Below are 26,973 nucleotides of genomic sequence, written 5' to 3' on the forward strand. Positions count from 1 at the left end.
CAGGTGACAGGTCCCCGGGGTGCATCAGGCGGCAGGTGCCCGGAGGCGGTCGTAGAGCACGCTGACCGCGCCGCTCCCGGTCGCCCACGAACCGGTCGGGGTCCAGGCCGTGGCCGGGATCGTGTCGTCGAACAGGCGCCGGCCGCCCCCGGCCACCACCGGGCACCACATGATGCTGAGCCGGTCGACCAGGTCGGCCACCAGCAGCTGGCGGATGATGCTGATCGAGGCCAGCACCACGATGTCGCCACCGCCGGTCCCGCGCAGGCCGGCGACGGTCTCGGCCGGGGCGGCGGTCGCCAGCCGTGAGTTCCGCCAGGACGCCTCGGTCAGGGTCGTCGAGAAGACGACCTTCTCGGTGCGGTCGAGCCACCGCGAGAAGGCGCGGTCGCGCGGGTCGGCGTCGTCCACGTGCTGGACGGCCGGCCAGAAGCTGCCGAACCCGACGTAGTTCGTGCGGCCGAGCAGCACGGTCGTCGCCGGCTCGGTGACGCGGAGCATGTGCTCACGCGCCCCGTCGGACAGCGCGTGGGGAACGATCCAGCTCATGTCGTGCTCACCGCCGGGGCCGTTGACGCGCCCGTCGAGGGACACCGTGACGTTCGCGACGACGGTCCGGGCGTGGCGCTGAGGGGTCATCGGTGGACTCCAGGTCTCTCGGGTGGGAGCCGGGTGCTCGCACACCCGGGGGACGGAACCGGGCTCGCGTTCTCGACATCCGGTCCCGACCGGTGCGACAGGACGTCGGCGGCTCCGGGGCGTACGGTGGAAGCCGTCCGGGCCGGGTGCATCGTGCCCCCGGGTGCCATTTGGTTACGCCTTCACGGACTACCGCCCCGACCTCGGTCGGGGGCCTGGAGCCGTGTTGTGCTTTTCGCCGCGAGGCGGCCGTCATCCGGTCCGGACCTCATCCCCGATCGGCCCCACCTCAGGGTGGGGCCGATCGTCGTAAGGGGGCCTCAGTCCCGCCCGGCGCCGCAGGACTGCCCGGCCGACCGATGCCCCGGAGCACCCCTCAGCACGACCGTTCCTCTCGTCAGCACGGACGAGGAAGGAACGGCCATGACCCTGAACTACCCCAACCCAGGCCTGGACGCGGAGCTCGCCTACCGCCGGGAGGTGCTCCGGGCGCTCAGCCGTGGCGCCCGCACGGGGCGCGGCCCGTGGATGCGCCGCCGGCGGCGTTCGCGCTGAGCGCATCCGGCCCGAGCGGATCCGAGGAAGTCCTGTCGGCCCCGCGTGCCACGATTCCAGCCGTGTCACGCTGGGACGACGCCCCGCTGGTGGGCCGGGCCGAAGAGCTCGCCCGCCTGCTCGCGCACGTCGAACGGTCCGTCGCCGGGCGCGCGTGCGCGACGCTGCTCGCCGGCGACGCCGGCGTGGGCAAGACCCGGCTGCTCGACGAGCTGGGCCGGCGGGCGGCCGAGCGCGGCCTGCGGGTGCTCACCGGGCACTGCGTCGACCTCGGCGACGTCGGCCTGCCCTACCTCCCGTTCGTCGACCTGCTCCGCCCGCTCGCGGCCGACCCGGAGCTCGCCCCCGCCACCCGGCAGAACCCGGTCCTGACCGGCCTGGTCTCGGGTCGGCCGGGCGCCGCGGTGCCGGTGCCGCCGCCCGGCGAGGGGCAGGACCTCGGCCGTCCGCTGCCGAACCGGGCCGCGCCCCAGCCGGTCGACGACGGGCGGCTGCAGCTGTTCGAGTCGGTCGCCGGGCTGCTGTGCGAGGTCGCCGCCACCGGCCCGCTGCTCCTCGTGCTCGAGGACGTGCACTGGGCCGACCGCTCCAGCCGCGACCTGCTGCGCTACCTGCTGGCCCGGCTGGGCGACGAGCCGATCGCCGTCGTCGTCTCCTACCGCGCCGACGACCTGCACCGCCGCCACCCGCTGCGCCCGCTGCTCGCCGAGCTGGTGCGGCTGCCGGGTGTGGAGCGGATCGACCTGGCGCCCCTCCCGGACGGCGCGGTGGGGGAGCTGGTGCGCACGCTCGCGGGGGCGTCCGGTGGCATCCCCGAGAGCACCGTCGACGACGTCGTCGCCCGGGCCGAGGGGAACGCCTTCTACGCCGAGGAGCTGCTCGCCGCGGGCCTGCCGGGCGAGGCGCTGCCGCTGGCGCTGGCCGACGTGCTGCTGGCCCGGGTCGAGCAGCGCTCACCGGCGGCGCAGCGGGTGCTGCGGGTGGCCGCGGTCGCCGGGCGCCAGGTGCGCCACGAGCTGGTCGCCGCGATCGGCGAGCTGGTGCCCGACGAGCTCGACCGGGCGCTCGCCGAGGTGGTGCACCACCACCTCCTCGTCGTCTCCGACGACGGCCGCTACCGCTTCCGGCACGCCCTGCTGCGCGAGGCCGTGCTGACCGACCTCCTGCCGGGGGAGCGGGTGCGGCTGCACGCGGCGATCGCCGGCTACCTGAGCGCGCACCCCGACGCCGGCACCGCCGCCGAGCGCGCCCACCACGCGCGGGAGAGCAACGACCTGCCGGGTGCGTTCAGCGCCTCGCTGGAGGCCGCGTCCGCCGCCTGCTGCGTGGGCGCCCCGGCCGAGCAGCTGCAGCACCTGGAGGCGGCGCTCGCCCTGTGGCCCGTGGTCGCCGACGCGGAGGTGCGGGCCGGCCGCGACCAGGTGGGGCTGCTGGTGGAGACCGCAGCCGCGGCCCGCACGGCGGGCGAGCTGCACCGCGCGGTGGCGCTGCTCCGCGCGGCGCTGGAGCTGGTGGGGCCGGACGGCGACCCGGTGACCCGGGCCCGGCTGCACTACACGCTGGCGCAGGCGCTGGTCCGGCTGGACGACCACACCGGCGGCCACCGCGAGAGCAGCGCCGCCATGGCCCTGGTGCCGGCCGACCCGCCGTCGGAGGTGCGCACCTGGGCGGCGGCCACGCACGCGCGGATGTGCTTCGCCCTGAACCTGCTCGCCGAGGGCGACGCGGCGGCGGAGGAGGCACTCGCGGCGGCCGACGTCCTGGGGCTGGACGGCGCGTGGTCGGACACCGCGGTCTCGCAGGTGCGCTCCCGCCCGGCCGCGGACGTCGAGGTGGCGCGGCGCCGCCTGGGCGAGGCGCTGGAGCGCGCCCGGCGCTCCGGTGACGTGGACGTGGAGACTCGGGCCTGGTTCAACCTCGCGGTCGACCGGTTCGAGGGGGGCGACGTGGCCGGCTCGCTGGCACTGACCGAGCAGGCGACCGAGCGGGCCCGGGCCCTGGGCGTCGAGTGGGCCACCTACCCGGCCGGGCTGCGGCACCTGCGGGTGACGGCGCTGTACACGGCGGGGGAGTGGGACGCGAGCCTGGCCGAGGCCGACCTGCTCGCCCGGGTGCCGGAGATGGCGGCGCACGTGCGCGCCGCCGCCCTGCTCGTGCTGGTCGGCCGGGGCGATCCGGCGGCGCGGGACCGGCTGGCGTGGGCGCGGTCGCTGGTCGAGCGGTCCACCACCCACTACCTGCTCTCGCTGGTCACGGGGGCGGCCGAGATCGACCTGGCCGGCTGGGCGGGCGACCCCGAGACCGCCGCCGCCGTCGCGACGGCCACCAGCGCCCGGTTGCGCCAGGTGTGGCCGTTCGACCACCTCGGGGTGCTGCGGCTGGTCGCCACGGCGCTCGGTGCGGCCGCCGACGCGGGCTGTGCGGCCCGCCTGGCGGGGGACCACGCCACCGCCGACGGCTGGGTTCGCCGCGGGGAGGAGCTGGTGGGGATCGCCCGCTCCGCGGTCGAGGTGTTCGAGCGCTCGGTGGGCGGGATGGGTGTCGAGGGCCTCGCCTGGCGGGCACGGGCCGACGCGGAGCACGCCCGGCTGGTCGGCAAGGCCTCGCCCAAGCTCTGGCAGGCGGCCGTCGAGGCGTTCGGCTACGGGCACGTGTACGAGCAGGCGAGGTCGCGGTGGCGGCTGGCCGAGGCGCTGCTGGCCAGCGACGACCGGGTCGGCGCAGCGGTCGAGGCGCGGGCCGCGCACGAGGTCGCCGTCCGGCTGGGGGCCGCGCCGCTGCGCACGGCGGTCGAGGCGCTGGTCCGGCGAGGGCGGCTGGACGTCCCCGGCGTCCGGCTGGTGGACGCCTCGGCCGTGCTCACCCCCCGGGAGCAGTCGGTGCTCGCGCTGCTGGCGAAGGGCCGGACCAACCGGCAGATCGGCGCGGAGCTCTACATCAGCGAGAAGACCGCGAGCGTGCACGTCAGCAACATCCTGGCCAAGCTCGGCGCCGGTGGCCGCACCGAGGCCGTCGCGATCGCGGCGGCCCGTGGGCTCCTGGTCGACCGGTGATGTTCCACGTCACCTCGTCGCGGAACCGGGCGTCGATCCGGGAGCGCGGGCTCGACTGGCGGCGGATGGCCGACGCCCCGGGGATCGCCGGCAGCCCGGTGCCGGAGCAGGAGGGGTGCTTCCTCGCCTCCGACGAGTGGACGGCGGACCACTTCGTCGCCATGAACAACACCGGCGGCCCGGTCGACGTCTGGGCCGTCGAGGGGGTCGACCCGGCCGACCTGGTGACCTCGGGCGAGGGATACGACTACGTCCCCGGCGTCATCCCCCCGGAACGGCTGCGGCTCGTCCGGACCGACGTGCCACCGGTGGAGGGCTGAGGCCGCCGGCTCAGAGCATGGTGCGGAGGCGCTCCCGGCGGGCGCGGAGCACGTCGACCGACGCCGAGGCCGACGGCGGACCGGGCACCTGCTGGCGCAGCTGCGTGTGCACCACCGCCTGCGGCTGCGAGGTCCGTGCGGCGACGCGGTTGACCAGCTTGTTGATCTCCCGGCGCAGCTCGGCGGCGTCGCGCCACGAGCGGCCGGCGTCGTCCTCGTCGGGGTGGTCCTCGACGACCATGAAGTCGTCGACGTCGTTCCGGTGGCTCGCGGCGATCCGCAGCCGCAGCTCGTCGTCCCGCCTGGCCAGCAGCGACGCCGTCTGCTCGGGGGTGAGCAGCCCGGGGATGCCGAGGAAGTCCTCCTCCTCGGGAGCGACGACGGTCGCCGGGCCGCCCGCGCCGGTGTGCGCCGTCCCGCCGTGCAGGACGTGGGCGAAGCGGGCGTCGGCCTCCAGCGCCTCCCACTGCTTCATCTCGCCCTCCCGCGGCTCACGGGGCGGCAGGTCGAGCGCCTCGAGCTCCTCTTCCGGCTGGCTCCGGGGCGGCGGCATGACGTGGTTGCGCTGCTCCTCCATGGAGGCGGCCAGCGACAGCAGCGGCCGGACGGCGGGGAGGAACACGGTGGCCGACTCGTGCGGGGAGCGGGAGCGGACGACGCGGCCGACGGCCTGGGCGAAGAACAGCGGTGTCCGGTAGGAGGTCATCCACGCCAGGACGGCGGCGCGCGGGACGTCGACGCCCTCGGAGATCATCCGGACGCAGACCGCGATGCGGGCGCCGCCCTTGTTGAACTTCTCGATCTTCTTGGACGCCTTGGGGTCGTCCGAGAGGATCAGCTCGGGCGCCTTCCCGGTGACCCGGCGCACGATCTTGGCGTAGTCGCGGGCGTCGTCCTGGTCGCTGGCGAGGATCAGCCCGGCGGCGTCGGGCATGCCGCCCTCCTCGCGCAGGTGGGTGATCCGGTCGTCCATCGCGGCGATGACGTGCGGCACCCACTGGCCCTTGGGGTCCAGGGCGGTGCGCCAGGCCTGCATCTCCACCGACTTGGTGCCGGCCTCGCTCAGCGACGCGGCGACGACCTCGCCGGCGGAGTTCCGCCAGCGCGAGGTGCCGGTGTAGGCGGCGAAGACGACCGGGCGGACGACGTTGTCGGCCAGCGCCTCCTTGTAGCCGTAGGTGAAGTCGGCGCGGCTGACCAGACCGCCCGCCTCACCCTCGAAGGTGTCCTCCTCGTAGCGGACGAAGGGGATGCGCTCGTCGGGCTTGGTGCGGAACGGCGTCCCGGTCAGGCAGAGCCGGCGCGCGGCCATGCCGAAGGCCTCCTCGACCGCCTCGCCCCAGGAGAGGCCGTCGCCGGCGTGGTGCACCTCGTCGAGGATGACCAGCGTCTTGACCGCGGTGGCCCGTGCCGCGTGCAGCATCGGCTTGCCGGCGACCTGCGCGTACGTGGTGGAGTAGCCCTGCGTGCCGGCGCGCACCGGGCCGACGGCGTTGGTCAGGTTCGGGTCGAGGACGATGCCCATCGCGTCGGCGGCCTCGGCCCACTGCAGGCGCAGGTGGTCGGTGGGGGCGACGACGACCACCCGGGCGACCTCCCGCCGGGACAGCAGCCGGGCGGCCAGCGTCAGGGCGAAGGTCGTCTTGCCGGCGCCGGGCGTAGCGGTGACGAGGAAGTCCTTGGGAGAGGCCTCCTCGTACTGGCTGAGGGCGGCCTGCTGCCATGCCCGGAGCGGTCGGCTGATCGTCTGCGGGGCCCGGGCCGCCGCTGCTGCTGCAGTCGCCATGTCGGGGCCCATTCTGGTCGGCGGCGGGGCAACACGCCCAACGGGGGCCTCCCGCGCGCCACCGCCGCCGCCACGTATGGGAATGCCCGGACGGGCCGCTGACCAGCGTCTTCACGTCCGGCGGCACGACGGTATGGCGCGGATCACCGGCGTGCCGGACCGACTCGTCACGTCACGCCGGTCCCGCCCGACGCACGGGTCAGGGCAGCCCCGGGAGGACCTTGTCGAGCGTCACCGGGAGGTCCCGCACGCGCACGCCCGTCGCCGCGTGCACGGCGTTGACGACCGCCGCCGCCGTCCCGGTGATGCCGATCTCGCCGATCCCCTTGGACCCCATCACGTTGACGTAGGGGTCGTGCTCGTCGAGCCACACCGCCTCGATCTCGCCGACGTCGGCGTTGACCGTGATGTGGTACTCGGCCAGGTCGTGGTTGGCCACCTGGCCGATCCGGGAGTCCCAGACGCTGTTCTCGTGCAGCGCCATCGACAGCCCCATCGTCATCCCGCCGATGAGCTGCGAGCGGGCGGTGCTCGCGTTGATCACCCGGCCGACACCGAAGACGCCGAGCATGCGCGGCACCCGGATCTCGCCGGTGTCGACGTCCACCCGTGCCTCCACGAACTGGGCGCCGAACGCGTAGGGGGCGTGCGCGTCGTCCTTGGCGGCCTGGTCGACGTCGCCGGAGACCTCGTCGCCGTCCGCCGGCGCCCCACCGAACTTGTCGCGGAACGCGCGCGCGGCCACCACCAGCGCCGACCCCCAGGTGTTCGTCCCCGAGGAACCCCCGGCCACCGAGGCGACCGGGTAGCGGGTGTCACCGATCCGCACCTCGACGTCGGCGACGTCCACCCCGAGGGCATCGGCGGTGATCTGCGGCAGGATCGTCCAGGCCCCGGTCCCGAGGTCGGCGGCGCCGATCTCGGCGACGTAGCGGCCGCCCTCGAAGCGCAGGTTCGCCGTCGAGGTGGCCTGGCGCATCGTCGGGTAGACCGACGACGCCACCCCGTACCCGACCAGCCAGTTCCCCTCCCGCCGTCCGCGCGGGCGGTCGGCCCAGCCGAACCGCTCCGCCCCCTCGCGCAGGCAGCGCACCAGGTTGCGGCTCGACCAGGGCTTGCCCGTCTCCGGGTCGACCTCCGGCTCGTTGCGGATCCGCAGCTCGACCGGGTCGATGCCCAGCTCCTCGGCGAGCTCGTCCATGGCCACCTCGGGGCCGAACATGCCCGGGCACTCGCCCGGGGCGCGGAACCACGAGGGCACCGGGACGTCGAGGGCGGCCAGCCGGTGCGTGCTGCGCCGGTTGGGGGAGGCGTACATCGTCCGGGCGGGGACGCCGGTCTGCTCCGCGTACTCCTTGATCCGCGAGGTCTGCTCGACGACGTCGATCGCGATCGCCTGGAGCCGGCCCCGCCGGTCGGCGGCCAGCTGCATCGCCTGGATCGTCGGCGTGCGGTAGCCGGCCAGGAAGAACATCTGCTGCCGGGTGAGCGCGAGCTTCACCGGCCGGCCGGGCAGCGCGCGGGCGGCCATCGTCGCGAGCATGACGTTGGCGTGCGGCTGGCCCTTGGAGCCGAACCCGCCGCCCACGTACGGGCAGATCACCCGCACCTGCTCCTGCCCCAGGCCGAACACCTCGCAGACGGCGGCCCGGTCGGGGTGCACGCCCTGGGTGGAGTCCCACAGGGTCAGGAACTGCGCCTCGGCGTCCCACAGCGCCGTCGTCGCGTGCGGCTCCAGCGGGTTGTTGTGGTACATCGCCGTGGAGTAGGTGCGCTCCAGCGTCACCTCCGCGGTGGCCATCGCGGCGGCGACGTCACCCTCCGCGGTGTCGGTCTCGTGGCCGGCGTTGACCTTCTCGGGTGCGTAGAGGTCGTCCCGGTCGACGGCGAGCTCGGCGTCGTGCGGCTGCTCGTCGTAGGTCACGCGGATCGCGTCGGCGGCCTGGCGGGCGACCTCGGAGGTCTCCGCGACCACCACCCCGATCAGCTGCCCGCGGTAGGCGACCTCGTCGCTCTGCAGGACGGCGTACTCGGCGTCCTCGGTGCTCGCCAGCCGCTCGGCGTCGAACGGCGTGAGGATGCGCAGCACCCCGTCGAGGGCCGCGGCCGCAGTGGTGTCCATGGCGGTGACGCGGCCGCGCGCGACGGTCGCCTGCACCGGGTGGCAGTAGGCCGGGTTCTCCACCGGCGTCTCGACGGCGTAGGTCGCGGTGCCCCGCACCTTCGCCTCGCCGTCGCGCCGGACCAGCCCCTGCCCGATCGCGCGCGGCTCCAGCAGGTCGGTCATGGTTGCTCCTCGGTGAGCGTGCGCAGGGTGGCGGCGACGGTGCGGGCGACGAGCGGGATCTTGAAGCCCTTCCCGCCGTCGACGCCGGGCTGCGGCTGGGCGGCCGCCAGCTCGGCCTCCATCGCGGCGCGGACGGCGTGCTCGGTCAGCGGCCCGCCGCGCAGGATCTCCTCGGCGCGGGTGGCCCGCCAGGGCTTGTGCGCCACCCCGCCGAGCGCGATGCGGACGTCGCCGTCGTGGACCACGGCCGCGACGCTCACCAGCGCGAAGGCGTACGAGGCCCGGTCGCGCACCTTCCGGTAGGCCGAGCGCGCCCCGGCCGGCAGCGGCGGGAGGTCGATCGCGGTGATCAGCTCGCCGTGCTCCAGCACCGTGTCACGGGACGGGTCGTCGCCGGGCAGCCGGTGCAGCTCGGGGAAGGGGATGGTCCGGACGCCGGCCGGGCCGACGGTCTGCACCTGCGCGTCGAGCGCGGCGAGCGCGACGGCCATGTCGGAGGGGTGCGTGGCGATGCAGGTCTCGGGCGCGGTCGGGTCGGGCAGCGCACCCGGGGTCCCGAGAACCGCGTGGTACCGCGTGTAGCCGCCGACGGCGGAGCACCCGGAGCCGGGCTCGCGCTTGTTGCACGGCGTCGTGACGTCCTGGAAGTACGGGCAGCGGGTGCGCTGCAGCGGGTTGCCGCCGGTGGTGGCCATGTTCCGCAGCTGGCCCGTGGCCCCGGCCAGCAGCGCCTGGGCGAGCACGGGGTAGCGCTCCCGGACCCGGCGGTCCGCGGCGACCTCGCTGTTCGTGCTGGCGGCCCCCAGGCGCAGCCCACCGTCGTCGAGGTCGGTGACCTCGCGGGAGGTGAGCGTGCGGACGTCGACGACCAGGTCCGGTCGGGCGACGCCGAGCCGCAGGTGGTCGACGAGGTTGGTGCCGCCGGCGAGGAAGACGGCGTTCGGCTCGGCGGCGACGTCGCGGACGGCCTCGGCGACGTCGCCGGACCTGGCGAAGGCGAAGGGCTTCATGCGCCTGCCGCTTCCTGCACCGCGGGGGTGATGTTCACGTACGCCGCGCAACGGCACAGGTTGCCGCTCATCCGCTCGGCCACCTCGTCGTGGGTCATCTCCGGATCGGCGGTGAGGTCCTCGGTGACGTGGCTGGGCCACCCCTTCCCGAACTCCTCGATGACCCCGACCGCGGAGCAGACCTGGCCCGGGGTGCAGTAGCCGCACTGGAAGGCGTCGCGCTCGAGGAAGGCCCGCTGCACCGGGTGCAGCTCGCCGTCGCCGGCCAGGCCGTCAGCGGTGGTGATCTCCGCCCCGTCGTGCGCGACGGCGAGCGCGAGGCAGGAGAGCGCCCGCTGCCCGTCGAGGAGGATGGTGCAGGCCCCGCACTGGCCGTGGTCGCAGCCCTTCTTCGGGCTGGTGTTGCCCAGTCGCTCGCGCAGCGCGTCGAGCAGGGAGGTGCGGGTGTCGACGGTCAGCCGGCGGGTCTCGCCGTCGACCCGCAGGGTGATGTCCGCGTCCATGGCCCGCCGGTGCCCCCTCCGGTCGGCGTGGCAAACCCGGTGCAGACGGCAACCGGGCGTCCTGCCAGGCTGCCGGTCGTGATCGACGAGCCGGCCCTGCGGTGGTGCACGACGCCGGGCGAGGTGGGTGCAGCCCTGTGCTCGGCGCTCACGGCGTGCTGGTGCTCTGTCGCGAACGCCGGGGGAGCGGTCGGCTTCGCCCGCCGGCTGCCCGTCGGCGATGACGTGGTGCGTCCCGTCGTCGAGCGGCTCGTCGCCGGGCTCGACCCCCGGCTGAGCCGGCTGCTGGTGGCGGAGCGCGGCGGCAGGCTGGCCGGCTGGCTGGTGCTCAGCGGCAACCCCGATCCCGTGTCGGCGCACTGGGGGAGGGTCACGCACGTCCAGACGGCGCTGCACGCGCGCGGGACGGGGGTCGGCGGCGCCCTGATGGCCGAGGTGGCCCGGACGGCGCGGGAGGACCTCGGCCTGGAGTCGCTGCGGCTGGAGGTGCGCGGCGGCATGGGGCTCGAGGCCTTCTACGGCCGGTACGGCTGGGTGGTGACCGGCCGCTGGCCCGGTGCCCTGCAGATCACCGCTGACGACCGGCGCGACGAGGTGCTCATGGGGCTGGACCTGGCGGGGGCCCGCTCCTGAGCAGGCGCCCGGAAACTGTCGGTGGTCGAACATACGATCGATCGCGTGGAGGATGCCGGGACGACGACCAGCGCACCGCCAGGGGCGCCGGCTGTCGGCTGGGCGACCGGGCCGCTCGGCGCGGTGCAGGCCGCCGACCGGGAGATCGCCCGGCAGACCGCGCTGCGCGCCCGGGCGGTCGCCGAGTTCGCCGCGGCCCGGCCGGCGTCCGCGGACCGGCAGCCGGGCGAGCCGGGCGCCATGAGCGCCGATCGCCGTGCCTCCCGGCCCGAGGTGCTCGCCGACGTCAGCGAGTGGGCCACCCAGGAACTGGCCGTCGCCCTGTCCCGCACCTCGCAGTCGGCCGAGGCGCTGCTCACCCGGTCGTTGACGCTCGTGCACCGGCTGCCCGGGACGCTGGAGGCCCTCGAGTCGGGCGCGCTGCACGACGGGCACCTCTGGCCGATGCTCGGCGCCGTCGCGCCGATCGCTGACCCGACGGTCCGCGCCGAGGTGGAGGCCGAGCTGCTCGCCTGGGCCGCCCGGCGGGCCACCACCACCCCGGCGCAGCTGGGTGACAAGGCGCGGCGCGTGGTCCTTCGGCGCGATGCGCGCGACGCCACAGGCCGGCTGGCCCGGGCCCTGCGCCGGCGCGGGATCTCGGTCCGGCCGGACGGTACCGACGGGATGGCCGTGCTGAGCGCGCTGCTCACCGTGCCGGAGGCCCAGGCGCTGCTCGACGCACTCGGCCGGTACGCCGACGAGCTCGACAGCGGGCCGGACGACCGGCGCACCCGCGGCCAGAAGATGGCCGACTGCCTGCTCGACCTCGTGCTGCGGCCCGGTCAGCACGAGCTGCCGCCGGTGACCGCGCAGCTGACCGTGGTTGCCGGGGTGCGCACCCTCCTGGGCGGCGACGAGCCGGGCGAGATCGGCGGCCAGGCAGTCCCTGCCGAGCTGGTGCGGGCGCTGGCCCGCGCCCTGGGCCTGCTCCCCGGTGCCACCCCGGTCGATGCCCCCGCGGGCACCGGACCGGACCCCGACCCCACCGCACCACCGGCCCGGTACCCCACCGAGGACGAGGCGCTGGCCGACTGGTGGGCGGCCACCGAGGCGCTCGTGCTCCAGGAGTGGGGCGGAGAACCCGACCCGCCACCGGAGGAGATGGAACGTCGCTGGGCCGAACAGGCCCGCTGGGCGAGCATGCCCACAGCCATCGACATGGGCGTGTTCGACCCACCTCGCGCCGACAACCGCTGGCCCGCCGAACCCGAACCCGAACCCACCGAACCGGAAGGCGAGCCCGCACCCGCCTCCTCCGCACCCGCCGAGTCCGCACCCGCTGGATCCGCATGCGACGACGGCGCCGCAGCGCGGGACCTACCGGCCGCCGGTACGTGGGCGGCGGCCGATCGTGCCGTCGATGTCGCTGGTGTGGCGCTGCTCGACCTCGAGCGCACCCTGGGGCGGGCGCAGCGCGCGGTGACGGCCGCGCGGCTCGCCGACGCCGACGACGAGGAGGCGTGGCAGAGCAGCCCTGCAGGTCGGGCGTCTGCGGCCCCCGATGCGGTCGCCGCCCTGGCCGTGGCGGCCCAGGAGCAGCGGGCGGCCCTGGCCGACCTGCTGCACCGCACCGGCGGCGGCGGCCTCGCCGACCGGCCGCGCATCGCCGTGGTCGACGAGCTCACCGGTGCCCTGCTGGCGCTCACCGATGCGCCGGAGCTCCGCCGGCTGGCCGCCTGCGCGGACGCCGCCTGCCGCCGTGACCCGGCCCGCTGCGACCACGACCTGAGCGGTCGGCCCGGGCTCGGCCCACCCCCACCCACCGACGGCTACCGGCCGAGCGCCGCGCTGGATCGCCACCTCCGCGCCCGCGACCGGCGCTGCCGCTTCCCCGGGTGTCGCCGGCCGGTTCCGCGTGGCGGTGAGCTCGACCACGACCGCCCGTACCCCGACGGACCCACTGCCGCGACGAACCTGGTCGGCTACTGCACGTCGCACCACCGCGGCAAGCACCAGGCGCCGGGGTGGCCGCACGAGCTGGCGCCCGACGGCACCCTGACTGTCACCACCCCGACGGGCCTGGTCGCGTGGACGTCCCCACCGCCGTACTGATGCGCTGTGTCGCACAGGCGCTACGGTGCCGCCGCATGACGCGGTTCGTGATCGATGCACCCACGTTGCTGCACCTGGTGGTCGAGAACGTGACCGTGGCGCCGGGTCACCAGTTGGTCGCCCCGCAGGTGCTGCGCTCCCAGGCGCTCGAGCTGCTGTTCGTCGCCGTCGCCCGGGGTCAGCTGACCGAAGCGGACGCCTTGGAACGCCACGACACCATGACTCGCGTGAAGATCCGCTCGCTCGGCGACCGGGTGTCGCGACGGGTGGCCTGGCAGATCGCCCGCGAGCTCGGTCTGCCCTCGACGACCGACGCCGAGTACCTGGCGGTCACTCGGTTGCAGGCCGACGCGTTCATCTCCGTCGACCCGGCAGCCCGGGCGCGGGCCGAGGGCGTGGTGCCGGTCGGCTCCGTCGACCACTTGCCGACCCGCGGGTGACCGGCGCCGGGGTCAGTCGGCGGGCTCGTCCACCCAGTCCGGGCCGTTGACCTCACCCGGGCCGGCCAGGTCGCCGGAGTCGACGATCGTGTACGCGTACCCCTGCTCGGCGAGGAACCGCTGCCGGTGCGCCGCGTACTCGCTGTCGAGGGTGTCGCGGCTGACCACCGTGTAGAAGTGCGCCTGCCGGCCGTCGGCCTTGGGCCGCAGCACCCGCCCGAGCCGCTGCGCCTCCTCCTGGCGCGACCCGAACGTCCCCGACACCTGCACCGCGACCGCGGCCTCGGGCAGGTCGATGGAGAAGTTGGCGACCTTGGAGACGACCAGCGTCTTGATCTCACCGGAGCGGAACGCGTCGAAGAGCCGCTCGCGTTCCTTGTTCGTCGTCGACCCCTGGATGACGGGCGCGTCGAGCGCCGTCCCCAGGTCCTCGAGCTGGTCGAGGTAGGCGCCGATCACGAGCTTCTGCTCGTCGGGGTGCCGGTCGAGCACCCGGCGGATCACCGGCAGCTTCGACTTCGCCGTGGCGGCGATCCGGTAGCGCTCCTCCGGCTCCGCGACGGCGTAGGTCATCCGCTCCTCGTCGTCGAGCGCGACCCGCACCTCGACGCACTCGGCCGGCGCGATGTAGCCCTGCTGCTCGATGTCCTTCCACGGGGCGTCGTAGCGCTTCGGCCCGATGAGCGAGAAGACGTCGTCCTCCCGCCCGTCCTCGCGCACCAGCGTGGCCGTGAGACCCAGCCGGCGGCGGGACTGCAGGTCGGCGGTCAGCCGGAAGATCGGCGCGGGCAGCAGGTGCACCTCGTCGTAGACGATCAGGCCCCAGTCCTGCGCGTCGAACAGGTCCAGGTGCCGGTACTCGCCCTTCCGGCGGGTGGTGATCACCTGGTAGGTCGCGATGGTGACCGGGCGGATCTCCTTGCGCTCGCCGGAGTACTCGCCGATCTCCTCCTCGGTCAGCGTGGTGCGGGCGATCAGCTCCCGCTTCCACTGCCGCCCCGAGACCGTGTTGGTCACCAGGATCAGCGTGGTCGCCTTGGCCTCGGCCATCGCCGCGGCACCGACCAGCGTCTTGCCCGCCCCGCAGGGCAGGACGACGACGCCCGAGCCGCCGGCCCAGAAGCCGTCGACGGCCTCCTGCTGGTAGTCGCGCAGCTGCCAGTCGTCCTGCTCCAGGAAGATCGGGTGCGCCTGGCCGTCCACGTAGCCGGCGAGGTCCTCGGCCGGCCAGCCCACCTTGAGCAGCGCCTGCTTCAGCCGCCCGCGCTCCGAGGGGTGGACGACGACGGAGTCCGCGTCGATGCGGGCGCCCAGCATCGGGGCGACCTTCTTCGACCGGGTGACCTCTTCCAGCACCGCGCGGTCGGTCGAGGTGAGCACCAGGCCGTGCACCGGGTTGTTGGCGAGGGTGAGCCGGCCGAAGCGGTCCATCGTGTCGGCGACGTCGACCAGCAGCGCGTGCGGCACCGGGTAGCGCGAGTAGCGCACCAGCGCGTCCACGACCTGCTCGGCGTCGTGCCCGGCGGCGCGCGCGTTCCACAGCGCCAGCGGGGTCACCCGGTAGGTGTGCACGTGCTCGGGGGAGCGCTCCAGCTCGGCGAACGGCGCGATCGCCGCCCGGCAGTCGCGGGCCAGCGGGTGGTCGACCTCGAGCAGCAGGGTCTTGTCCGACTGGACGATGAGCGGACCGTCGTTCACGCGGGGGAGTCCTTCGATCGGGGGCGGCGGCGCGGCGGGCGCGCCGGACTGACCACGGTAACGCCGGGGGACGACACGGCCTTCCCCCCGTGACCGCTCGAGGCCGCGGGCCCCGGCGCTTCCCGTGCGCGACGGCCGTGGCTCGGCCCGGCACCGCCGCCGGCGGTTAGGTTGCCGGTGTGCGGGCGAGGAGCTGGTTCGCCACCGCAGCGGCGCTGTACGCCGCGGTCTGGGTGTGGTCGTGGACGCGGCTGCCCGAGCGGGTGCCGGTCCACTTCGGCGCCGCCGGCGATCCGGACGCCTGGGCCGACCGGCCCACCGCGCTGGTGGCCACCGCGCTGCTGGGCCTCGGCGTGGTCGCGGTCTTCGCCGGTGCGGTGCGACTGGTGCGGAGAACGCGTCCCGAGCTGATCGACGTGCCGAACGGCGAGTACTGGAAGCGGCCGGAGAACGTCGGCCGGTTGCGCGGGCTGATCGCCGCGGACCTCTGGTCGCTCGGCGCCTGGACGCTGCTGCTGCTCTGCGCGATCGACTGGCTGATCGTCCGCGCCGCCACGGCCGACGATCCGTCGCTCGGTCCGTGGCCCCTGGTGCTGGTGGGCGGCTACCTCCTCGGGGTCGCCGCCCGGCTGGTGTGGATGTTCACCCGCCGCTACGCGGTGCCGCCGGAGCCCTGACGGTCAGCTCGACCCGGACGCGGTCCCCGGCGTCGAGCCGCTCCGTCGCCCGCACCGACTTCCTGACCGGGAGCAGGTAGCAGCCGCTGCCACCGTCGGGGAACAGCGACGTCCGCCACGAGGTGGAGCCCACCGTGGCGGTGACGCCCACGGAGCCGAACGCGCTGCGGGCCGCGGCGCCGGCCTCGCGCACCTCGTCGGTCAGCTCCGGCGGCAGGGTGAGGAAGTGCCAGCCCGCCGGCCCGTCGTGGACCCACAGGACGGCGGTGAACGCGGCGGTCGGCGGCTCGGTCACGGCGGAACGGTAGGCCGCGGTACCGACGGATCCGGTCCGGCGACCGCGCACCTCAGCCGGCCGCGTCGCCCTCCACCAGCGCCACCGAGGTGATCCGGTGGACGGCGAAGGTGCGGTTCTCCCCGCGGCGTTCGTCGTAGCCCTGCAGGAACCCCCCGGCCAGCGACACCGGCTGCACCACGCGCTGGCTGCCGCTGCCCTGGGCGTCCACGTAGCCCAGCCACACCGGCACGCCCTCCCGGACCGCCCGCGACAGCAGCTCCAGGGTCGACGCCGTCGTCACGCCCGGCACCTGCCGCACCGCCTCCCCGCGGCGGGCGGCCAGCGCGGCGTCGCCGGCCCGGATCTCCCGCACCGTGGCGTCCAGGTCCGTGCCGCTGAGCGGGCGGGGCGCGGCCGGCGGCTCGGTGCCGGGGCGACGGCCCGCCGCGCGGGGCCGGGCCGGCGGCCGGGTGAGCACCGCCCCGCCCGGGTGCTCGCCGGCCGGGGCGTACCCGGCCTCCCGCAGCACGGTGAGCACCTCGTCGGCGCCCAGCCCGCTCACCAGCACGCCCGGGGCCAGGCGGCGCAGCTCGGCCCCGGCCGTGCGCCGGTCGCTGAGCACCTGGGACAGCAACCCGTGGTCGTCCGAGCGCACGTAGGACTCGATCGACCCCACCCGCAGCCGCCCGTGCTGCCGGGCCACGTCGTCGACCAGGTAGTCGAGCGCCTGGGGCACGGGGGTGCGCGAGGCCCGGGCGAAGAAGTCGTGCAGGTCCGACGCCGACCAGCCGGCGTCCAGCGCCCGCCGCACGCTGCCCTCCGACACCCGGAACACCGTGGCGCCGCCGGAGGACTCGACGTCGGCGACGACGGCCAGCGTGTCGGCCAGCTCGGCGACCAGCGGCCCCGGCGCGATCAGCGACAGGTCCGGCTGGGCGAGGACGTGGTCGACCGGCTCGGGCAGCAGCCCCCGCATGCCGTCGGCGGCGCCGTCCTCGCCGGCGGTCAGCAGGCCGCGACCACCGGTGGAGAGCACCCCGCCGACGAGGACGCCGAGCCGCGCTGCCTCGGCGAGCATGTCGGGCACCGGTGCCAGCCGGTCGGCCCGGCGCGGGGTGCGCCAGCGCAGCAGGGCGGTGAGGTCGTCGGGCGCCAGCCCCGACCCCGGCCGCTGCTCGGCGAGCACGGCCAGCGCCGACCGGCGGATCGCCGGCGCGGTGTGCCGCACCAGGTCGGGGGAGAGCGCGTTGGCGGCCTTGCCGGCCAGGTCGCGCACACCCACCAGCGAGGGCAGCCGGACGCCGCCCAGCCACCCGGCCGCGAGCACCGCCCAGCGGTCGGCGAGGTCCTGCTCCCGCCACACGTCGTAGGCGCGGGTGGGCAGCCACTCGTCGCGGTGCGGCCCACCCACGTCGAGCAGCCCACCGGCGTGCGCCAGCTCCAGCAGCCAGGCGGCGTCGGGCTCGGTGACCTTCAGCGTCTTCGCCAGCCGCTTCTGGTCGCGCACACCGACCCCGCCGCTGCGCAGCAGCCCGGCCGGCTCCTCCTCCAGCAGCGCGAGCAGCTCGCCGACGCGCCCCACCGACTCCAGCGCGGCGCCGGCGGCCTGCCGGTCCACCACCTGCGGGTCCCGCGTGACGACGGCGGGCTCCGGGCGGCGGCGCGGTGGGCCGTACGGCCGGTCGCCGCGCAGCAGCAGGCCGATCTCGCGGGGCAGCTCGACGTTCAGCGCGTCGATGCGGGCCAGCAGCCCGCGCTGCAGCAGCCGCCGGGCCGGCGACGCGCCGCCGTTGGGGCTGTCGGGCAGGTGGCCGACGGGCCGGTCGCCCGCCAGCCGCTCGAGCACCTGCCGCTCCTCGGCGGTCAGCTCGGCGACCGCGGCGGGGAGGTCGGCGGGCAGTTGCAGGCGCAGGTCCACCGCGCGGCGGCCGAGGCCGGCGGGGTGCCGGACGGCGCGGCGCACGGGGTCCGGCGCGTGCAGGACGTCGTCGCCCCACAGCAGCGCCCGCGCGGTGAGCGCCTCGACCGCGCCGGCGATGACGTCCTCGCCGACCTCGGGCAGCTCCCCGAACAGCGCGTCGGGCGCCAGACCGTCCGTGGGCGCCAGCAGCACGACGTCCAGCACCTGCAGGGTCGCGGCATCCAGCTCGTCGAGGGCGCGGTCCACCGACACCGGGACGGCCAGCCGGCTGGCGAGCGCGACGACGTCGGACGGCGCCGGGCGGGCGACGTCGGGCCGGGCGGCCAGCAACGTGCGCAGCTGCGCGTCGCTGCGGGTGCGCAGCCAGGCGGCGAGCGTCGCAGGAGGTTCCGTGGACATCCGGTCCACGCTACGTCGCCGCCCCCGCCGACGCTGCTGCCAGCATGGGCGCATGCACCCGGCGAGTGACGACCCCGGTACCCGGACCGCCCTGGCCGCCCACCAGGTCGGGGCGCTGCGCTGGCTCGGCGGTGGGGCCATCGCCGTCGTCCTGGGGATCCTGCTCGGCGTCGCCGCGATCACCGTCGCCGGCGAGGACGGGCGCCGGGTGCCCGGTGCCGGCCTCGCCGTCCTGGTGCTCGTGCTCGGGGGGCTGGCGGCCGTCGGGGTGGGCGCCGGGGCGCTGCTGCGCACCCACCGCTGGCGGCGGGCGCTGGCCGGTACCCCGTGGCGCCCGGGCACGCTGCGCGTCGCCGGGCCCGCCATCCTCGCCTTCGAGCCGGACGGCCTCGACGACGACGTCCACCTCCGCCTGCTGAGCACCGCGATCTGGCGGACCCGCGCGGTGCAGGCCCTCGACGGCGCCGGCGTGCTGGCCGCGCCGGTCGGGGCGGGGCAGTGGGTGTTCACCACCGAGGGAGCGGGCACCCTCTACGGCGCCCGGGCCGTCGGGCGCTGACCGCGACACCACCCCCGCCGCGGGGCGGTGGCGCGCGCCGGGCAGACCGGTCAGGAGATGATGTGGGGGACAGTGCACCACGCGGTGCACCCGCGACCGCACACGGAGGCGTCATGGCCAAGCGCAACGAGAAGCACGCGCACCTGGTGGAACCCACCTGGGGCGAGTCCGACGGCGGCGGTCCGCCGATCACCGAGCTCGTGGCCTCGGTCGCCGGCCCGCTGTCGCCGTTCGGCGAGGACCACGGCTTCCCGATCCCGGCGGAGCGCCTGCGCTACGCCCACCCGACGGACAAGCCCAACCGGGCCGGCGTCCAGACCGCAGAGGGCCGGCGGCGGTGAGCGCGCCCGCGCTGCCGTCCTACAGCAGCGGACCGTCCGCGGTCCCGCTGCTGGGCGACACGATCGGGGCGAACCTGGATCGGACGGCGGCGCGGGTGGGCGACCACGAGGCGCTCGTCGAGTGCGCCTCCGGTCGCCGCTGGACCTATCCGCAGCTGGTCGACGACGTCGACGCCTGCGCGCTCGGGCTCGACGCCCTCGGCGTCGGCAAGGGGGACCGGGTCGGCATCTGGGCGCCCAACTGCGCCGAGTGGGTGTTCGTCCAGTACGCGACGGCGAAGCTCGGCGCGATCCTGGTCAACATCAACCCGGCCTACCGCACCCACGAGCTCGCCTACGTGCTGAAGCAGGCCGGTATCTCCGTGCTGGTGAGCGCGCCGGAGTTCAAGACCAGCGACTACCGCGCCATGGTCGGCGAGGTGCGCGGTGACTGCCCCGACCTGCGCGAGGTCGTCTTCCTCGGCTCGCCGGAGTGGGCGCGGCTCATGGAGACCGGCCGGGCGGGTGACCGCGGGCTCCTCGCCCAGCGGGAGACGGAGCTGTCGGCCGACGACCCGATCAACATCCAGTACACCTCGGGGACGACGGGATTTCCCAAGGGCGCCACGCTCACCCACCACAACCTGCTCAACAACGGGTTCTTCGTCGGTGAGGGGTGCGGCTACACCGAGGCCGACCGCGTCTGCATCCCGGTGCCCTACTACCACTGCTTCGGCATGGGGATGGGCAACCTCGGCGCCACCAGCCACGGCGCGACGATGGTCATCCCGGCGCCCGGGTTCGACCCCGCGCTGACGCTGCAGGCCGTCCAGGACGAGCGCTGCACCTCGCTCTACGGCGTCCCCACGATGTTCATCGCCGAGCTGGGCCTGCCGAACTTCGCCGACTACGACCTCTCCAGCCTGCGCACCGGCATCATGGCCGGTTCCCCGTGCCCGGTGGAGGTGATGAAGCGGGTGGTCGCCGAGATGGGCATGACCGAGGTGACCATCTGCTACGGCATGACCGAGACCTCGCCGGTCTCCACCCAGACCGGGGCCGACGACGACCTCGAGCGTCGTACCTCCACCGTCGGCCGGGTGCACCCGCACCTGGAGGTGAAGGTCGTCGACCCGGCGACCGGGCTGACCGTCCCGCGCGGGACGCCGGGGGAGTTCTGCACCCGCGGGTACTCGGTGATGCTCGGCTACTGGAACGAGCCCGAGAAGACCGCCGAGGTGATCGACGCCGCCCGCTGGATGCACACCGGCGACCTCGCCGTCATGGACGACGCCGGCTACCTCAACATCGTCGGCCGCATCAAGGACATGGTCATCCGCGGCGGGGAGAACGTGTACCCGCGGGAGATCGAGGAGTTCCTCTACACCCACCCCGACGTCGTCGACGCGCAGGTCATCGGCGTCCCCGACGAGCGGTACGGGGAGGAGCTCATGGCCTGGGTGCGGCTGCGCGAGGGCGCCGAGCCGCTGACGCCCGAGGCGCTGCGCGAGTTCTGCGCCGGCAAGCTGGCCCACTACAAGGTGCCGCGGTACGTGAAGGTCGTCGACGAGTTCCCGATGACGGTGACCGGGAAGATCCGCAAGGTGGAGATGCGCGAGGTCTCGGTGGCGGAGCTGGGGCTGGAGTCCGCCGCCGCGGTGCGCAACGCCTGAAGGCTAGACGCGGTCGGTGCTGCTCGGCGCCAGCGCGACGATCAGCTTCGACAGCAGGGAGCCCGCGACCACCCAGATCAGCGCGGCCAGCGCGGCGTTGACCGCCTCGGCGATCTTCGGGTCCGACGGGGTGAACAGGTCGCGGGTGAACCAGCCGAACGAGTTCCGCCAGTCGGCCGCGAACTGCACGAGCACGTTCTCCGGGTTGGCCTCGAAGAGCACGAACACCGCGTGGACGACGATGACCGCCGCGATCACCGCGAACACCACGCGCACGATCGTGGCGACCAGCGACAGGATGCGGGCGGCTCCGGACATGCGGTCATGATCCACTGAACGGTGCGCCACCGCGACCCCTCCCCCCGGTCAGGGCGCCGCGACCGGCACCACCAGCGCCCGGTGGTCCGACAGGGGCAGCCGCACCGCCTCGGCCGGGCCGCCGGCCCGGATGTCGCCGCGCACCAGGACGTGGTCCAGCTGCCGGGTCGGCCGCGGCGCCGGGAACGTCGCCGCCGTCGCGATCGGGCGCAGCCCGCTGTGCCGCGCGGCCGCGCGCTGCTGCATGTTGAGGTCGCCCAACAGGACCAGGGGCTCCGGCGTGCCCTCGAGCGAGCGCACCAGTGTGCGCAGCTGGTGGCCGTTCCAGCCGGGGATGAACGACAGGTGCGTGTTGCACACGGTCACCTGCCCGGAGGGGCCGTCGAGGACGGCGGCGACGGCCACCCGGGGCTCGTCCCGGGCCAGGAACGGCCGGCGCGCGTCCGGCGACCACAGCGGGACGCTCACCCGCAGCGCGTCCAGCCGGACCACCCGCCAGGAGACCACGGGGTACCGGGAGAGCAGGGAGATGCCGTAGCTGGCCGAGCCCGGCTGCTCGTCGCCGGTCGCGGCCATCCAGGTGCCGCCGGGCGTCCCGGACAGCGCCGCGACGAACTGGGAGTCGACGGCCCCCATCGCCTCGGCCGCGACGGCGGTCAGGTCGGCGCCGAGCGACCGCGGCTGGTCGCGGTCGACCTCCTGCAGGCCGAGCACGTCGGCGTCCAGGGTCTTGACCGCGGCGGCCAGCCGGTCGACGTCGACCCGGCCGTCGTCGAGCGAGCGTCCGTGCAGGAGGTTGAAGGTCGCGATGCGCACGTCCGTCCAGTGCCCGGTCCCCACCGGATCTACCCCGTACCGTGCGTGCGCCCGTGGCTCACGGGTAGCGAGCGTTGCGTGCAGACGTCCGCGCAGGAACAGGTACGCGACCTGCTGAAGCGGACCGCGGTCGCGCTCAAGCAGGGCGAGGTGCCCTTCGCCCTCTGCGGGGGTTACGCCGCATGGGCGCGCGGTGCGCCCGAGCCCGACCACGACGCCGACTTCCTCGTCCCGGCGGCCGAGGCCGAGCGGGCGGCGAAGGCGCTGGCCGACGCGGGCCTGGACGTCGTCGACCCGGCGGAGGACTGGCTGCTCAAGGTGGAACGGGGCGAGGTCTTCGTCGACGTCATCTGGCGGACCTGCGGGAAGCCCGTCGAGACCGACCTGGTCGACCGCGCGGAGGTCCTGCCGGTCCTCTCGGTGCAGATGCCGGTCATGGCGCCGACGGACATCGTCGTCTCCAAGCTGATGGCGCTGGACGAGCACTACTGCGACTTCGCCCGGCTGCTGCCGGTGGCGCGGGCGCTGCGCGAGCAGGTCGACTGGGCCCGGGTGGCCGCCGACGTGGCGGAGAACGACTTCGCCGTCGTCTTCCTGCACCTGGTGGAGCGGCTGGGGATCGTGTCGGGCGTCAGCCGGGGATGACGACCGCGACCGCGGCGGCGAGCGCGGTGAGGACGACTGCCGCCGTCGCGCCCCGCGCGGCCGACCGGCCGACCACCGCGCCCTCCGCGGCGACCTGCCGCTGCACCTGGCGGTACCGGGCCGGCGCGAGCCCGCCCAGCACCGCCAGCCCGAGCAGCGCGGCGACCCCCGCGAGGACCAGCAGCGTCGGTCGGCCCAGGTGCACCGCCCGGTGCCCGACCAGCCCGGCCACGGCGAGCAGCCCCAGCCCGGTGCGCTGCCAGGACAGCGCGGTGCGCTCGGGCTGGGTCTCCACGGGGTCGCTCACCCGCGCAGGACCTCCAGCCCCACCAGGACCCCGACGACGACCACCACCGCCGCCACAGCGGCGACCACGGCCGGGACGAGAACGCTGGAGGGCAGGGCGCGCCCGGCCTCGATCGCCGCCTCGTTGAGCCGCCACCGGCGGTACCCGGCCAGCGCGATGCCCAGGCCGATGAGGACCAGCGCCAGCGCGACGGCGGCGCTGCCCCAGGTGACCCCGAGGTCGGGGGCGTAGGTGGCGACGGCGACCCCGCCCGCCACCAGCGCCAGCCCGGTCCGCAGCCAGGCCAGCAGCGTGCGCTCGTTGGCCAGGGTGAAGCGGTAGTCGGGGTGGTCGGGCACCGGTCCAGCGTAGGGACCCGCCCGGAATCGGCAGGTCGGCGCGGCGTCCCGGCGGCTAACCTGTCTCCCAGCGGCGTCCTGCCGCCGTCGTCCGACCGACCTGCGTGCCGCGCCAGAGCGAGGAACTGAGGGAATCCACCGTGCCCACCGGCAGAGTGAAGTGGTTCAACGCGGAGAAGGGCTTCGGCTTCCTGTCCCGCGAGGACGGCCCCGACGTCTTCGTGCACAAGGACGCCCTGCCCGCCGGCACCGACCTCAAGCCCGGCCAGCGCGTGGAGTTCGGCATCGTCGCCGGCCGCCGCGGCGACCAGGCGCTGCAGGTCCGCATCCTGGACCCGCTCCCGTCGGTGGCGGCCACCGTCGCCGCGGCCAGCCGCAAGAAGCCCGACGAGCTGGTGCCGATCGTCGAGGACCTGATCAAGCTGCTCGACGACGTCTCCGAGGGGCTGCGGCACGGCCGCTACCCTGATCGCGGCCACGCCCGGAAGGTCGCCGCGGTGCTGCGCGCCGTCGCGACCGACCTGGAGGGCTGAGCCCGCTCAGCCCGCCAGGTCCCCGCCGGCACGCAGGAAGCCGACCGGCCAGGCTGCGGTGTACTCGCCGCAGTCGCCGCCGGCGTTCTCGACCACCACGAGGTAGAAGGCCGGTGGCACGACGTCGGAGGAGTTGATCTCGGCGAAGGTCTCGGTGCCCGCCGGCACCTGCACCTCGCCGATGAGCTCCTCCAGGGACTCGTCGAACACCTGCACCTGCCAGCCCCGCTCGGCGATCGCCTCGGGGACGGTCAGGGAGATGGTGGTGTCCGGGGAGACCTCGACCACCGGCGGCGTCGTGCTGTAGCGCTGCCCCTCGCCGTCCAGGCAGTACTGGGTCGGCCCGGCGGTGACGTCCTGGCTGCCCGCCTGCACCCGGATGTCCTCCGGGGTCGCGGGCTCGCCCGCGCAGGCCGACAGCGAACCGGCCGCGCAGGCGGCGAGCAGCAGCGCGGGAAGGGGAGCTCTCACGACCACGACGGTCCCACCGGCGTCGTCGGCGCCTCCGGGGCCCCCGGCGCCGCCGTCGGCGGGCGGCTGCGGTACAGGCTCCACAGGATCAGGGCGACGGCGAGCACGAGCAGGGCCGCCGCGACGGTGAACCCGATCCAGCCGATCGGCGGCAGCGCGATGCCCAGCGCCCCGCCGACCACCCAGGCCAGCTGCAGCATCGTCTCGGAGCGGGCGAACGCCGAGGCGCGCAGCCGCTCGGGCACCTCGCGCTGGATGATCGCGTCCAGCGACACCTTGCCGAGGGCGTTGGCGACGGCGGAGACACCCGCCACCAGCACCGCCATGCCGAACCCGTAGAAGATCGCCGCCAGCACGGTCACCGCCGCGGCGGCCGAGGCCGCGTGGAGCACGAGGCGGTCGGGGGCGGCGGTGTGCAGCCGCGAACCCACCGCGGTCCCCGTGAAGCTCCCGAGCCCCGCGGCAGCCGCGAGCACGCCGAGCGCGAGGGTGGCCGACCAGCCGTCGGCGAAGGTCGCCTGCACCAGGAACGCGGCGAAGATGGTGAGGAAGCCGCCCAGGCCGCGCAGCGCCGCGTTGGCCCGGAGCGCGAGCACCACGTGCGGGCTCACCCGCCGGCGTCCCCGGCCCGGCACCGGGATCTCGGCGGTGCGCAGCACGTCCGCGGGCTCCTCGCCCGCCGGGACGTCGACGTGCCGGGGCAGCCGGACGGCCAGCACCGCCCCGCCCAGGAACACCGCGGCGGTGGCCCACAGCTCCCAGTCGAAGCCGATCAGCGCGGCCACCCCGGCGGCCAGGCCGCCGGCCACCCCCGCCGTCACCAGGCCGAAGACCGACAGCCGCGCGTTCGCGGAGGTCAGCGACATCGCGCCCGGCAGCACGCGGGGGACCACCGCCGCCCGCAGCACGTTGTGCGCCTTGGACAGCACCAGCACGCCGAGCGCCGCCGGGTACAGCCACAGGTCGTCGAAGTGCCCGGCCATCACCAGGGCCAGCGCCGCCCGCCCACCGAGGGCCACCGCCAGCGCCCACCGGCGGCCGCGCTGCAGCCGGTCCAGCGCCGGGCCGATGACCGGCGCCAGCAGCGCGAAGGGGGCCATGGTCACCAGCAGGTAGAGCGCGACGTTGCCGCGCTGCGCGTCGGCGGTCGCGGCGAAGAACAGCGTGCCGGCCAGGGAGACGGCGATCATCGCGTCGCCGGCCATGTGCAGGGCGTTCACCCACAGCAGCTGGGACAGCCCGCTCTCACCCGCGCCGTCGGCCCGGCTGGCGGCGCGGACCCGGCGCGCGGCGGCGGTGGTCAGCTCGCGGCTGCGGGCGGCGGCGACCCGGGTGACGGTGATCCTCGGGGTGGCCGCGGGCAGCGGCCGGGTCTGCGGCCGCGGTACGCCCAGCGGGGCGGTGTCCAGCGGTGTGGTGTCCAGCGGCTGCGCCGCCTCCTGCCCGCCCGGCCGCGACCACCGGCGTGCCCCGGGCGGGCGGCGGGAGGCGGACACGCCGCCCATGGTGCCGCACCCACCTGGGAGTCCGGTCCGCGACGCCGGACCGGTCGTCCGCCACAATGGGAGCCGTGTCCGAGTCCTCCGCGCCCGTCCGGCCCGCCTCCGCAGCGGCCGAGCCGCTGACCGCCGCGATCGAGCCGGCCCGGGCGGCGGCCGTCGAGACGGCCGGCTCGGCCGACGCGGTCGGCGAGCACCTGGGGGCCACCGCCGAGTCCGTCGGCCCCCCCGAGCTCGGGGAGGTGCTCACCCACACCTTCGCCAGCCGGCTGCCCGGTTACGTCGGCTGGCACTGGGCGGTCACGATCGCCCGGGTGCCCGGCGAGGAGCGGATCACCGTCGACGAGGTGGTGCTCCTCCCCGGCGAGCAGGCGCTGCTGGCCCCGGCCTGGGTGCCGTGGCACGAGCGGCTGCGGCCGGGCGACCTCTCGGTGGGCGACGTCCTGCCGGCCACCGAGGACGACCCGCGGCTGGTGCCGGCGTACACGGCCGACGACGACTCCGCCGACGATCCGGAGGGGCGTGTGGTCGCGGCCGAGATCGGCCTCGGCCGGGAGCGGGTCATGTCGCGGGAAGGCCGGTCGGAGGCGGTGGCCCGCTGGGCGGCGGGGGAGTTCGGGCCGACGTCGCCGATGGCCCGGCAGGCGCCCGGCGCCTGCGCGACCTGCGGGTTCTACCTCCCGCTGGCCGGCTCGCTGCGGCAGCTGGTCGGCGCCTGCGGCAACGCCTACGCCCCCGGCGACGGGCGGGTCGTGGCGGCCGACTACGGGTGCGGCGCGCACAGCCAGGCGACCCTCGTCGTCGTCGAGGAGACCGAGGTGGTCACCTCCGCGCGCTACGACACCTCGGAGTACGACGTCCTGAGCGACTGACCGCGGATCAGCCGCGGTCGCGCCGGCCCAGCTGCCCCTGCAGCTTCATGACGCCGAGGCCCAGGAGCGCCAGCCCGATCGCGGCGACGCAGGTCCACGTCCACATCCGGTCCACCCGGTCGCCCAGCAGCAGCAGGACGACGAGGGCCACCGCCCACAGCGCGATCCCGGCGAGCACCACGCGCACGGTGTCCACCTGCAACGGCGGGGGAGCCTGCTTTCCGGGACCGGGCACGACGGCACCTTAGATCCCGTCTCGGTCACGGGGCGACCTGCCCGCCACGTGCGTGTGGCACGCTGTCGCCGCTCGTTGGCCGCTCGCACCGCCCG

At 75.5% G+C, this 26,973-nt stretch carries 28 protein-coding genes; 13 read left to right on the forward strand and 15 right to left on the reverse strand.

What is annotated here, in order from left to right; translation table 11 throughout:
• Positions 1 to 24: 24 nt before the first annotated feature.
• Positions 25 to 639, reverse strand: a complete 615-nt coding sequence (locus ACI79S_RS03830) for a dihydrofolate reductase family protein (protein WP_456592115.1) — start codon at positions 637 to 639, stop codon at positions 25 to 27.
• Between the two features lie 423 nt (positions 640 to 1,062).
• Here ACI79S_RS03830 and ACI79S_RS03835 point away from each other — a divergent pair, with 423 nt between their 5' ends.
• The 3 genes from ACI79S_RS03835 to ACI79S_RS03845 all read left to right on the forward strand — a co-directional run bounded on the left by ACI79S_RS03835 (position 1,063) and on the right by ACI79S_RS03845 (position 4,567).
• Complete coding sequence (locus tag ACI79S_RS03835) at positions 1,063 to 1,194, forward strand: hypothetical protein (RefSeq protein WP_456592116.1); 132 nt, start codon at positions 1,063 to 1,065, stop codon at positions 1,192 to 1,194.
• A gap of 62 nt (positions 1,195 to 1,256) precedes the next feature.
• Positions 1,257 to 4,247 carry an ATP-binding protein gene (locus ACI79S_RS03840; RefSeq protein WP_456592117.1) on the forward strand — a complete coding sequence of 997 codons (2,991 nt, stop codon included), beginning with the start codon at positions 1,257 to 1,259 and terminating at the stop codon, positions 4,245 to 4,247.
• Positions 4,244 to 4,567: a hypothetical protein gene (locus ACI79S_RS03845; RefSeq protein ID WP_456592118.1), complete on the forward strand. Its 324-nt coding sequence runs from the start codon at positions 4,244 to 4,246 to the stop codon at positions 4,565 to 4,567. The genes ACI79S_RS03840 and ACI79S_RS03845 overlap by 4 nt, the downstream gene beginning before the upstream one ends.
• 10 nt (positions 4,568 to 4,577) lie before the next feature.
• On the opposite strand, the gene ACI79S_RS03850 is transcribed toward ACI79S_RS03845, so the two are convergent.
• The 4 genes from ACI79S_RS03850 to ACI79S_RS03865 form a co-directional block, all read right to left on the reverse strand.
• Positions 4,578 to 6,353, reverse strand: a complete 1,776-nt coding sequence (locus tag ACI79S_RS03850; RefSeq protein WP_456592119.1) for a DEAD/DEAH box helicase — start codon at positions 6,351 to 6,353, stop codon at positions 4,578 to 4,580.
• 199 nt (positions 6,354 to 6,552) lie between these two features.
• The gene (locus tag ACI79S_RS03855) at positions 6,553 to 8,640 is read right to left on the reverse strand and encodes a xanthine dehydrogenase family protein molybdopterin-binding subunit (RefSeq protein ID WP_456592120.1); all 2,088 of its coding nucleotides are present in this window, start codon (positions 8,638 to 8,640) and stop codon (positions 6,553 to 6,555) included.
• A complete protein-coding gene (locus ACI79S_RS03860) occupies positions 8,637 to 9,650 on the reverse strand; it encodes an FAD binding domain-containing protein (RefSeq protein ID WP_456592121.1) in 1,014 nt (337 codons plus the stop codon). The genes ACI79S_RS03855 and ACI79S_RS03860 overlap by 4 nt, the downstream gene beginning before the upstream one ends.
• Positions 9,647 to 10,153, reverse strand: a complete 507-nt coding sequence (locus tag ACI79S_RS03865) for a 2Fe-2S iron-sulfur cluster-binding protein (protein ID WP_456592122.1) — start codon at positions 10,151 to 10,153, stop codon at positions 9,647 to 9,649. The genes ACI79S_RS03860 and ACI79S_RS03865 overlap by 4 nt, the downstream gene beginning before the upstream one ends.
• A gap of 78 nt (positions 10,154 to 10,231) precedes the next feature.
• Here ACI79S_RS03865 and ACI79S_RS03870 point away from each other — a divergent pair, with 78 nt between their 5' ends.
• Genes ACI79S_RS03870 through ACI79S_RS03880 form a run of 3 tightly spaced genes read left to right on the forward strand, consistent with a single transcriptional unit; the run spans position 10,232 to position 13,320 of the window.
• On the forward strand, positions 10,232 to 10,786 hold the full coding sequence (locus ACI79S_RS03870; protein ID WP_456592123.1) for an N-acetyltransferase family protein: 555 nt from the start codon (positions 10,232 to 10,234) through the stop codon (positions 10,784 to 10,786).
• A 45-nt stretch (positions 10,787 to 10,831) separates the two neighbouring features.
• The gene (locus ACI79S_RS03875; RefSeq protein WP_456592124.1) at positions 10,832 to 12,880 is read left to right on the forward strand and encodes a DUF222 domain-containing protein; all 2,049 of its coding nucleotides are present in this window, start codon (positions 10,832 to 10,834) and stop codon (positions 12,878 to 12,880) included.
• A gap of 35 nt (positions 12,881 to 12,915) precedes the next feature.
• Positions 12,916 to 13,320 carry a hypothetical protein gene (locus ACI79S_RS03880; RefSeq protein ID WP_456592125.1) on the forward strand — a complete coding sequence of 135 codons (405 nt, stop codon included), beginning with the start codon at positions 12,916 to 12,918 and terminating at the stop codon, positions 13,318 to 13,320.
• Between the two features lie 12 nt (positions 13,321 to 13,332).
• Here ACI79S_RS03880 and ACI79S_RS03885 read toward each other — a convergent pair whose 3' ends face one another.
• Positions 13,333 to 15,018, reverse strand: coding sequence for a DNA repair helicase XPB (locus tag ACI79S_RS03885; RefSeq protein ID WP_456592126.1), 1,686 nt, complete (start codon positions 15,016 to 15,018; stop codon positions 13,333 to 13,335).
• Positions 15,019 to 15,197: 179 nt separating this feature from the next.
• On the opposite strand from ACI79S_RS03885, the gene ACI79S_RS03890 reads away from it, so the two are divergent.
• Positions 15,198 to 15,695 carry a DUF1648 domain-containing protein gene (locus ACI79S_RS03890; protein WP_456592127.1) on the forward strand — a complete coding sequence of 166 codons (498 nt, stop codon included), beginning with the start codon at positions 15,198 to 15,200 and terminating at the stop codon, positions 15,693 to 15,695.
• Here ACI79S_RS03890 and ACI79S_RS03895 read toward each other — a convergent pair.
• Positions 15,661 to 15,990, reverse strand: coding sequence for a DUF1905 domain-containing protein (locus ACI79S_RS03895; RefSeq protein ID WP_456592128.1), 330 nt, complete (start codon positions 15,988 to 15,990; stop codon positions 15,661 to 15,663). The two genes, ACI79S_RS03890 and ACI79S_RS03895, sit on opposite strands and share 35 nt — an antisense overlap.
• A 52-nt stretch (positions 15,991 to 16,042) precedes the next feature.
• Positions 16,043 to 18,292: a helicase-associated domain-containing protein gene (locus ACI79S_RS03900; RefSeq protein WP_456592129.1), complete on the reverse strand. Its 2,250-nt coding sequence runs from the start codon at positions 18,290 to 18,292 to the stop codon at positions 16,043 to 16,045.
• A 52-nt stretch (positions 18,293 to 18,344) separates the two neighbouring features.
• Here ACI79S_RS03900 and ACI79S_RS03905 point away from each other — a divergent pair, with 52 nt between their 5' ends.
• The 3 genes from ACI79S_RS03905 (at position 18,345) to ACI79S_RS03915 (ending at position 20,844) form a co-directional block, all read left to right on the forward strand.
• Positions 18,345 to 18,851, forward strand: coding sequence for a hypothetical protein (locus ACI79S_RS03905; protein WP_456592130.1), 507 nt, complete (start codon positions 18,345 to 18,347; stop codon positions 18,849 to 18,851).
• A 113-nt stretch (positions 18,852 to 18,964) separates the two neighbouring features.
• Entirely contained in the window at positions 18,965 to 19,192 is a 228-nt protein-coding gene (locus ACI79S_RS03910) for a hypothetical protein (RefSeq protein ID WP_456592131.1), read from the forward strand.
• A complete protein-coding gene (locus ACI79S_RS03915) occupies positions 19,189 to 20,844 on the forward strand; it encodes an AMP-binding protein (protein ID WP_456592132.1) in 1,656 nt (551 codons plus the stop codon). Before ACI79S_RS03910 ends, ACI79S_RS03915 begins: the two co-directional genes overlap by 4 nt.
• 3 nt (positions 20,845 to 20,847) lie before the next feature.
• Here ACI79S_RS03915 and ACI79S_RS03920 read toward each other — a convergent pair whose 3' ends face one another.
• Complete coding sequence (locus tag ACI79S_RS03920) at positions 20,848 to 21,162, reverse strand: hypothetical protein (RefSeq protein WP_456592133.1); 315 nt, start codon at positions 21,160 to 21,162, stop codon at positions 20,848 to 20,850.
• A 48-nt stretch (positions 21,163 to 21,210) separates the two neighbouring features.
• Entirely contained in the window at positions 21,211 to 21,978 is a 768-nt protein-coding gene (locus tag ACI79S_RS03925; RefSeq protein ID WP_456592134.1) for an endonuclease/exonuclease/phosphatase family protein, read from the reverse strand.
• Positions 21,979 to 22,056: 78 nt separating this feature from the next.
• Here ACI79S_RS03925 and ACI79S_RS03930 point away from each other — a divergent pair, with 78 nt between their 5' ends.
• On the forward strand, positions 22,057 to 22,623 hold the full coding sequence (locus ACI79S_RS03930) for a nucleotidyltransferase family protein (RefSeq protein ID WP_456592135.1): 567 nt from the start codon (positions 22,057 to 22,059) through the stop codon (positions 22,621 to 22,623).
• On the opposite strand, the gene ACI79S_RS03935 is transcribed toward ACI79S_RS03930, so the two are convergent.
• Entirely contained in the window at positions 22,610 to 22,930 is a 321-nt protein-coding gene (locus tag ACI79S_RS03935) for a DUF202 domain-containing protein (protein ID WP_456592136.1), read from the reverse strand. The genes ACI79S_RS03930 and ACI79S_RS03935 overlap by 14 nt on opposite strands.
• On the reverse strand, positions 22,927 to 23,268 hold the full coding sequence (locus tag ACI79S_RS03940) for a YidH family protein (RefSeq protein ID WP_456592137.1): 342 nt from the start codon (positions 23,266 to 23,268) through the stop codon (positions 22,927 to 22,929). The genes ACI79S_RS03935 and ACI79S_RS03940 overlap by 4 nt, the downstream gene beginning before the upstream one ends.
• A gap of 140 nt (positions 23,269 to 23,408) precedes the next feature.
• Between ACI79S_RS03940 and ACI79S_RS03945 the strand changes: the two genes are divergently transcribed.
• On the forward strand, positions 23,409 to 23,801 hold the full coding sequence (locus tag ACI79S_RS03945) for a cold-shock protein (RefSeq protein ID WP_456592138.1): 393 nt from the start codon (positions 23,409 to 23,411) through the stop codon (positions 23,799 to 23,801).
• 6 nt (positions 23,802 to 23,807) lie between these two features.
• Here the strand turns inward: ACI79S_RS03945 and ACI79S_RS03950 are convergent, their stop codons facing one another.
• Positions 23,808 to 24,272 carry a DUF2771 family protein gene (locus ACI79S_RS03950; RefSeq protein WP_456592139.1) on the reverse strand — a complete coding sequence of 155 codons (465 nt, stop codon included), beginning with the start codon at positions 24,270 to 24,272 and terminating at the stop codon, positions 23,808 to 23,810.
• The gene (locus ACI79S_RS03955; RefSeq protein WP_456592140.1) at positions 24,269 to 25,768 is read right to left on the reverse strand and encodes an MFS transporter; all 1,500 of its coding nucleotides are present in this window, start codon (positions 25,766 to 25,768) and stop codon (positions 24,269 to 24,271) included. Before ACI79S_RS03955 ends, ACI79S_RS03950 begins: the two co-directional genes overlap by 4 nt.
• A 65-nt stretch (positions 25,769 to 25,833) precedes the next feature.
• Here ACI79S_RS03955 and ACI79S_RS03960 point away from each other — a divergent pair, with 65 nt between their 5' ends.
• Entirely contained in the window at positions 25,834 to 26,643 is an 810-nt protein-coding gene (locus tag ACI79S_RS03960; protein WP_456592141.1) for a DUF3027 domain-containing protein, read from the forward strand.
• A 7-nt stretch (positions 26,644 to 26,650) separates the two neighbouring features.
• On the opposite strand, the gene ACI79S_RS03965 is transcribed toward ACI79S_RS03960, so the two are convergent.
• Positions 26,651 to 26,878 carry a DUF2530 domain-containing protein gene (locus tag ACI79S_RS03965; RefSeq protein ID WP_456592142.1) on the reverse strand — a complete coding sequence of 76 codons (228 nt, stop codon included), beginning with the start codon at positions 26,876 to 26,878 and terminating at the stop codon, positions 26,651 to 26,653.
• Positions 26,879 to 26,973 lie beyond the last annotated feature (95 nt).

It is taken from the genome of Blastococcus sp. SYSU DS1024 (assembly GCF_054050795.1).